General features: G+C 33.7%; 6 protein-coding genes, 1 pseudogene and 1 riboswitch. Of the genes and pseudogenes, 5 read left to right on the top strand and 2 right to left on the bottom strand.

The genetic code is table 11. The features are described 5' to 3' along the window. Positions 1 to 389: 389 nt before the first annotated feature. Entirely contained in the window at positions 390 to 479 is a 90-nt protein-coding gene (locus FD18_RS09610; RefSeq protein ID WP_143464330.1) for a putative holin-like toxin, read from the top strand. Between the two features lie 168 nt (positions 480 to 647). On the opposite strand, the gene FD18_RS03210 is transcribed toward FD18_RS09610, so the two are convergent. Beyond that, positions 648 to 1,355 (bottom strand): MerR family transcriptional regulator, encoded by a 708-nt coding sequence (locus FD18_RS03210; RefSeq protein ID WP_057718570.1) that lies wholly within the window; start codon positions 1,353 to 1,355, stop codon positions 648 to 650. 304 nt (positions 1,356 to 1,659) lie between these two features. Between FD18_RS03210 and FD18_RS03205 the strand changes: the two genes are divergently transcribed. The 4 genes and pseudogenes from FD18_RS03205 to FD18_RS03190 all read left to right on the top strand — a co-directional run bounded on the left by FD18_RS03205 (position 1,660) and on the right by FD18_RS03190 (position 5,627). Next, positions 1,660 to 2,970, top strand: a complete 1,311-nt coding sequence (locus tag FD18_RS03205) for an NCS2 family permease (RefSeq protein WP_057718569.1) — start codon at positions 1,660 to 1,662, stop codon at positions 2,968 to 2,970. A 94-nt stretch (positions 2,971 to 3,064) separates the two neighbouring features. Continuing rightward, positions 3,065 to 3,162: riboswitch (purine riboswitch) on the top strand. A gap of 81 nt (positions 3,163 to 3,243) precedes the next feature. Further along, positions 3,244 to 4,557 (top strand): NCS2 family permease, encoded by a 1,314-nt coding sequence (locus tag FD18_RS03200; protein WP_057718567.1) that lies wholly within the window; start codon positions 3,244 to 3,246, stop codon positions 4,555 to 4,557. 125 nt (positions 4,558 to 4,682) lie between these two features. After that, positions 4,683 to 5,149: pseudogene (locus FD18_RS03195) on the top strand (helix-turn-helix domain-containing protein). A 64-nt stretch (positions 5,150 to 5,213) separates the two neighbouring features. After that, complete coding sequence (locus tag FD18_RS03190) at positions 5,214 to 5,627, top strand: peptide deformylase (RefSeq protein WP_057718565.1); 414 nt, start codon at positions 5,214 to 5,216, stop codon at positions 5,625 to 5,627. Between the two features lie 82 nt (positions 5,628 to 5,709). On the opposite strand, the gene FD18_RS03185 is transcribed toward FD18_RS03190, so the two are convergent. Continuing rightward, complete coding sequence (locus FD18_RS03185; RefSeq protein ID WP_057718563.1) at positions 5,710 to 6,255, bottom strand: hypothetical protein; 546 nt, start codon at positions 6,253 to 6,255, stop codon at positions 5,710 to 5,712. Positions 6,256 to 6,264: the final 9 nt, after the last annotated feature.

The following is a 6,264-nucleotide window of genomic DNA, read 5'->3' as shown; positions in this document are numbered from 1 at the left end:
TTGGTTCATCAATCATTTTATATATTTTAACTGTCTACTTGACACGGTACGGATCAATCTTGATAATCGGTATTTTTTATTGCTTTCTACTATGTTCGAGTAAAAACTTATATAACGGTATTATCTTAATTTTTACATTAGTATTGCAGCGATGACTTTAGTTTTTATTAAAATTAAAAAAGAGGAATAATTCCATCCCAGCAAAAGTTTCAATATTCAAACTTTGAATACAATCTTTACCAATTTGGTTAATCTTTTTTGACTTGTTCGCCTTCTTTTACAAACCGACTTTCTCTATAATCATTCATGCAGAAAGTTTTATGAGCGGCGGTTGTTTTTTCTCCCGGAGGTGAGGCCTATGGTCAATATACTGCAGAAAGGGTTCAACCATGTCGGTTTACGAAAGTATCTCTTTGATACTTTTGTTTGGTACGTTTTTGTTAGGCCTGCTAACTTACATCGACCACCACAAAAAATAAAAACGCCGCTCTACTTATAACTTTGGCGAGTTATAGAGCGCCGTTTTCAATGTTTCTATAATCATCTAGCCACCGCTCTTAAAGCGGGCTGTACAAGGAGATCTTCGGATCTCCTTTTTTCATGTCCAATTATATCATATCGCAATGAGAAATATTGTTTATAATTCTTTATTCTCTGCTAATTTCTAAGCAATACGATTTCTTTCCACATTTTGGACAAGTTAATTTTCTAAACTTAGGTGTATGTGGAGCTAAATTAAAGGCTAAAAATGACGGAATAAAGATATTCCCGCAATTAGGACATACATATTCAACGCGGTCGTAATAGTATTTTGAAAAAAATACAGCTCCTAATAAAGCTATCACTATAGCTATAATCGGACTTAATCGTAATGCATACATTAAGCTAATACCTATCAATTCAATTATTATTAACATAATTAGAAAAATTAATATTTTTCGTCTTACTGTAGTCATTTTGTTTTCTTTTCTCATAATGCTTGTAATGTCAGAAAAATTAGTTAATGCAGCAGATAAAACACCTATTTTTTGTAAATGTTCGATTTGTTTTTGCTTTGCAGTCAATTCATTAATTTTTTGTTTATTTTCTTGATATTGCTGCTTTAGAAGTAACTCAAGCGATTGCTTTCCATGCTGATCTTGAACGAGTATTTTTATTTGTTTTAATGAAAAGCCAATATCTTTTAGAAATAAAATTAATTCTATTTGTTTTATTTGCTCTTTTTCATAAAAACGATAACCATTTTCTTCAATATAAGCAGGCTTAACAAGATCTTTTTCATCATAGAATCTCAAAGTCCTAGTACTTATGTCTAACATTTTTGCCACTTCACCAATCGAATATTTTTCTTGCATTACTTTCACCTCCTAGCTTCAAGATAGCAATTGACGCAAAGTTAAAGTCAATATTTCAATTATAAAATATTATATTTCCCAGGTGATAATGTTCGTATCCTGTCAAAAATATGCCATTTTAGTTACTACTGTCTTCCTTTAGATTAGTTTAATCGAATGATTTTGACTATTGTTCTTGAAATAGTTAATATTTTAGATATAATTTTAGTTGAAGATTCGCTTTTAGATGATTAAGGACATAAGTAAATCATTTTAAGACTTCTTTTCCTTTAAAATACGAACATTACCATATCTGGAGGATTACATGAATTCAATTGGTAAATTTTTCCATTTAAATGAAAACCGCACTTCATTTAAAACAGAGTTTTTAGCTGGATTAACTACATTTGTAAGTATGTCTTACATTCTATTTGTTAACCCAGCTGTCTTAGGAGCAAGCGGCATGAATAAAGGTGCTCTTTTTACCGCAACTGCCTTATCCGCTGCTTTCACGTGTATTGTAATGGGACTAGTTGCCAATTACCCTATTGCGTCGGCTCCAACGCTGGGACTTAACGCATTTTTTACCTATACGGTCTGTTTAGGAATGCATGTTAAATGGCAAACTGCCTTAGCTGCTGTTTTTGTTGCTTCGATTCTTTTCATCTTATTAACTGTATTTAAAGTACGTGAGATGATTATCGATGCCATCCCTAGCGACATTAAATATGCGATCTCAGCTGGTATTGGTTTATTTATTGCCTTTATCGGTCTTCAAGGCGGTAAGTTAATTAGTAAAAGTGATTCTACCTTAGTTACTATTGGTGCTTTGAACAATCCACTTGTTTGGATCACAATCTTTGGTTTAGTTGTGACTATTTTCTTAATGATTGCTAAAGTTCCTGGGGCAATCTTTATTGGGATGATCGTAGCTGCTGTCTTTGGGATTACAATTGGTCAAATTCCAATGCCAAAAGCATTCATCTCAGGCGTTCCAAGTCTTTCACCAATTTTTGGTCAAGCTGTTTTCCATATTAGCGATATCAACACCGTTCAAATGTGGATTGTTGTCTTCACTTTCTTGCTTGTTACTTTCTTTGATACGACTGGTACTTTGATTGGACTTGTTCAACAAGCCGGCTTAATGAAAAATAACAAAATGCCACGAGCCGGTGAAGCTTTAGCTGCCGACTCATCCGGTATGTTAGTTGGTTCTGTTCTTGGTACCTCACCAGTTGGTGCCTTTGTTGAATCAAGTGCTGGTATCGCAGTTGGTGGTAGAACTGGTTTGACCGCGGTCTGGGTTGGTATCTTCTTCTTAATCTCAACCATCTTCAGCCCAATCTTAAGTGTCTTTACCACTCAAGTAACTGCTCCTGCTTTAATCATCGTTGGAGTTTTAATGGCTGAAAACTTAGCACACGTACACTGGACTGATCTTGAAATTGCAATTCCATGTTTCTTAATTGCACTCGGTATGCCTCTTACCTACTCAATTTCAGATGGTCTCGGCTGGGGCTTAATTATTTACCCAGTATCAATGCTTGCTGCTAAGAGATTCAAAGAAATCACACCAATGATGTGGATTTTATTCTTTGTCTTCGTCATTTACTTCGTAGTTCTGAATGTGAAATAAACGATTTAAATAAATTAGCAAAAAGGGTTTAGTACCCTTTTTATTTTTCTCCAATTCTTAATTCGATTTGCGTATACGATAAATTTCTGCTAGAATACTTAACAATCAAGTTATCTATATATCGTCGAAATAAGGTCGACAGTATCTACCCTGAGCCATAAATTCAGGACTATAGGTATCAGACGTCATAAATTGCTTTAAAGGACATCTTTTACCCGTGGCTCTCGGGTAAACTGTGTCCCTTTTTCATTTTTATTTTATGTTGGTGAAATAATGCAATTTTTAGACAAAATCTTTCATTTAGAGGATGCTCATACTAATGTCAAACGCGAATTAATTGCAGCCTTAACTACGTTTGTTTCATTGTCATACATCCTTTTTGTTAACCCTAATATTTTAAGTGCAGCTGGTATTAATAAAGGAGCTGCCTTTACTGTTACTGCAATTGCAACAGCAATTGGTTGTTTCTTAATGGGATTTATTGCAAATTATCCTATTGCCTTAGCACCAACACTTGGTAGTGCGGCCTTTTTCTCATACAACGTTGTTATCGGGATGCATATCAATTGGCAAACTGCTCTAGCTAGTGTGTTAGTAGCTTCAATTTTATTCATTTTGATTACTGTTTTAAAACTTCGTGAAAAAGTTGTTGATGCAATTCCTCAAGACCTAAAGTATGCAATCTCAGCAGGTATTGGTCTATTCATTGCTTTTATCGGTTTACAAAACGGTAAATTGATCGTCGACAATAAATCATCTCTTGTTGGTCTTGGTTCATTTAACAATCCAGCAGTTTGGATCACCTTATTTGGTTTAATCTTAACAGTCATCTTAATGGCAGCTAAAGTCCCGGGCTCAATTTTCATCGGAATGATTGTAACTGCTATTTTCGGAATGGTTATTGGTCAAATTCCAATGCCACATGGTATCGTTTCTGGAGCTCCAAGTATTGCACCTACTTTCGGTCAAGCAGTATTCCACTTAAAAGATATCAATACACCACAACTATTTATGGTTGTTTTAACATTCTTACTTGTTACATTCTTTGATACTGCTGGTACCTTAATTGGGATGACACAACAAGCTGGAATGGTTGATAAAAACGGCAAAATTCCACGGATCGGAAAAGCTTTCTTGTCAGATTCCCTAGCTATGGTTGAAGGGTCTGTTCTAGGTACCGCTCCACTTGGTACCTCTGTTGAATCAAGTGCCGGTATCGCAATGGGCGGTAGAACTGGTTTAACTGCTATTTTCGTTGGTATTCTATTCTTAATCTCAATGATCTTCAGTCCACTTTTAGCAGTAATTCCAACCACTGTAACAGCTCCAGCCTTAATCATTGTTGGAGTGTTGATGGCAGGAAATCTTAAATACATTCATTGGGACAACTTTGAAATTGCCTTCCCCTCCTTCTTAGTAGTAGTTGGTATGCCTTTAACGTACTCAATTTCTGATGGCTTAGCCTTAGGGATGATTGCTTATCCAATTACAATGATTGCTTCTAAGCGCTATAAAGAAGTATCACCAATGATGTATATTTTGTTTGTAATCTTCGTTATCTTCTTCTTAATTACTAATATGGGCTAATTAATAATCTTTTTTCAAGCTAGTAACGCTATCTCTTAAGATGCAAGCATTGCTAGCTTGTTTTTTTGACTCAATTTTCATTAAATTAAATTATGAAGTGAGGCAAAAAGAAATTCAACGAACAAATAAAATGCCTTAGAAAAGAAAAGAACTTAACTCAGGAAGAGATGGCCAAGAAACTGAATGTAACTAGACAGGCGATCTCTAACTGGGAAAATAATCGTAACCTTCCAGATTTTGAAATGATTATTTGATCGCAGAAACATTTGATGTTTCCCTCGATGAATTAATTTTAGAAGATAAAAAGATGAATAAAATTGAGCAAATTTTGATTAATGATGGTAAAAGAACACGTGCGGAAAAATTTAATATGGTCACTACTATTATCGGGAGTGTATTCATTATTTTAGGAATTATTTTCTTCTTAATTAGTGCTACTTCTGTTTCTTACATTGATCGTAGCGGTGTTTTACACGAAAACTTTTTCTTAGTTCCATTAGGCTATCTTTCATTATTTGTAGGGATATTGATCATTATTGCCCGGGTAATAAATTCGATTCGTCTTGCAATTAAAGAAAGAAAAAATAATTAAACTTAAATTTTCTGTAAGTAATATGCGATAATTAGGATAAAAATAACAATGGAGAATTATTTTTATGGCAGTCAAACCTATTGTTCATGATGAACTTTCTTTAAAATTTAAGTCTCTACCAGCAACTAAACAAGATTTAGGAGCAGCTACTGATTTAAAGGACACTTTACTCGCTAATAAGGATAGAGCAGCTGGTCTAGCCGCAAATATGATTGGTGTTCAAAAGCGAATTATTGCTTTATTTGTTGGACCACTCCCAATTGTGATGCTTAACCCAATCATTGTGACCCAAGATGATAAATATTTAGCGTACGAGGGATGTCTTTCTTTAACTGGCGAACGCCCAACTAAAAGATACAAGAACATCACAGTTAAATATCAAAATGAAAATTTAGAAACTCGGCAACAAAGTTTCTCTGATTTTACTGCTGAGGTAATTCAACATGAGGTTGATCATTGTAATGGAATTTTGATTTAATTAAAAAATTTTTACGTATAGTATTTTTCACAAAAAGGTAGGGTACTCGACCTGAAAATCGAATACTCTACCTTTTTTTGTTTTAGAATTGTCGATTCGTTGGACCACGTTCGATTTTAATTCTAACTATCAAATGGACTAAATTATATAGCAAAGTTAATGCTAATAAAATTATCCAAAACGCAATAAACGCATAAATAATTAGTAAAATAGCTGGAAAAACGCCTAAAAAAGTTGCTACTAAACTATCAGCTAACTTCAGATTCTTATTAAGAATTTCCTCTCTAACTAATTGATAGAACTTAAATCCTAAATAGCCTGAGCCCGCAATTCCAAATAGTCTTAGTAAAAGATCAACGTTTACAAAAGCAAAAATCATACTAAATACAATGTAAAAAATATCAATTACAACCATAAAAATTCGCACTATTTTCGTAATCACATGGTCTTCTTCTAATTTTTGTTCCATATCAATAAGATAATAAATAATTCCACATACGCCCACTAATCGATACAACCAACTTAAATTTTTTAAAGCTAAAAAGATTATGATTATACTCAGAATGATCCCAATCACACCGATCATATGGTTTAACTTTCTATTTTTAATAATTAAGTCTGGGCGCATCTAATCATT

The organism is Lactobacillus taiwanensis DSM 21401 (genome assembly GCF_001436695.1).
Lineage (GTDB): Bacteria > Bacillota > Bacilli > Lactobacillales > Lactobacillaceae > Lactobacillus > Lactobacillus taiwanensis.
Note: the sequence above shows the minus strand (reverse complement) of the source record. Positions and strands in the feature narration are given on the sequence as shown.

Bases quoted from the DNA above. Each gene is read 5' to 3' on its own strand.
- FD18_RS09610 (WP_143464330.1), top strand. From the start codon at position 390: ATGTCGGTTTACGAAAGTATCTCTTTGATACTTTTGTTTGGTACGTTT.
- FD18_RS03210 (WP_057718570.1), bottom strand. From the start codon at position 1,355: ATGCAAGAAAAATATTCGATTGGTGAAGTGGCAAAAATGTTAGACATA.
- FD18_RS03205 (WP_057718569.1), top strand. From the start codon at position 1,660: ATGAATTCAATTGGTAAATTTTTCCATTTAAATGAAAACCGCACTTCA.
- FD18_RS03200 (WP_057718567.1), top strand. From the start codon at position 3,244: ATGCAATTTTTAGACAAAATCTTTCATTTAGAGGATGCTCATACTAAT.
- FD18_RS03190 (WP_057718565.1), top strand. From the start codon at position 5,214: ATGGCAGTCAAACCTATTGTTCATGATGAACTTTCTTTAAAATTTAAG.
- FD18_RS03185 (WP_057718563.1), bottom strand. From the start codon at position 6,255: ATGCGCCCAGACTTAATTATTAAAAATAGAAAGTTAAACCATATGATC.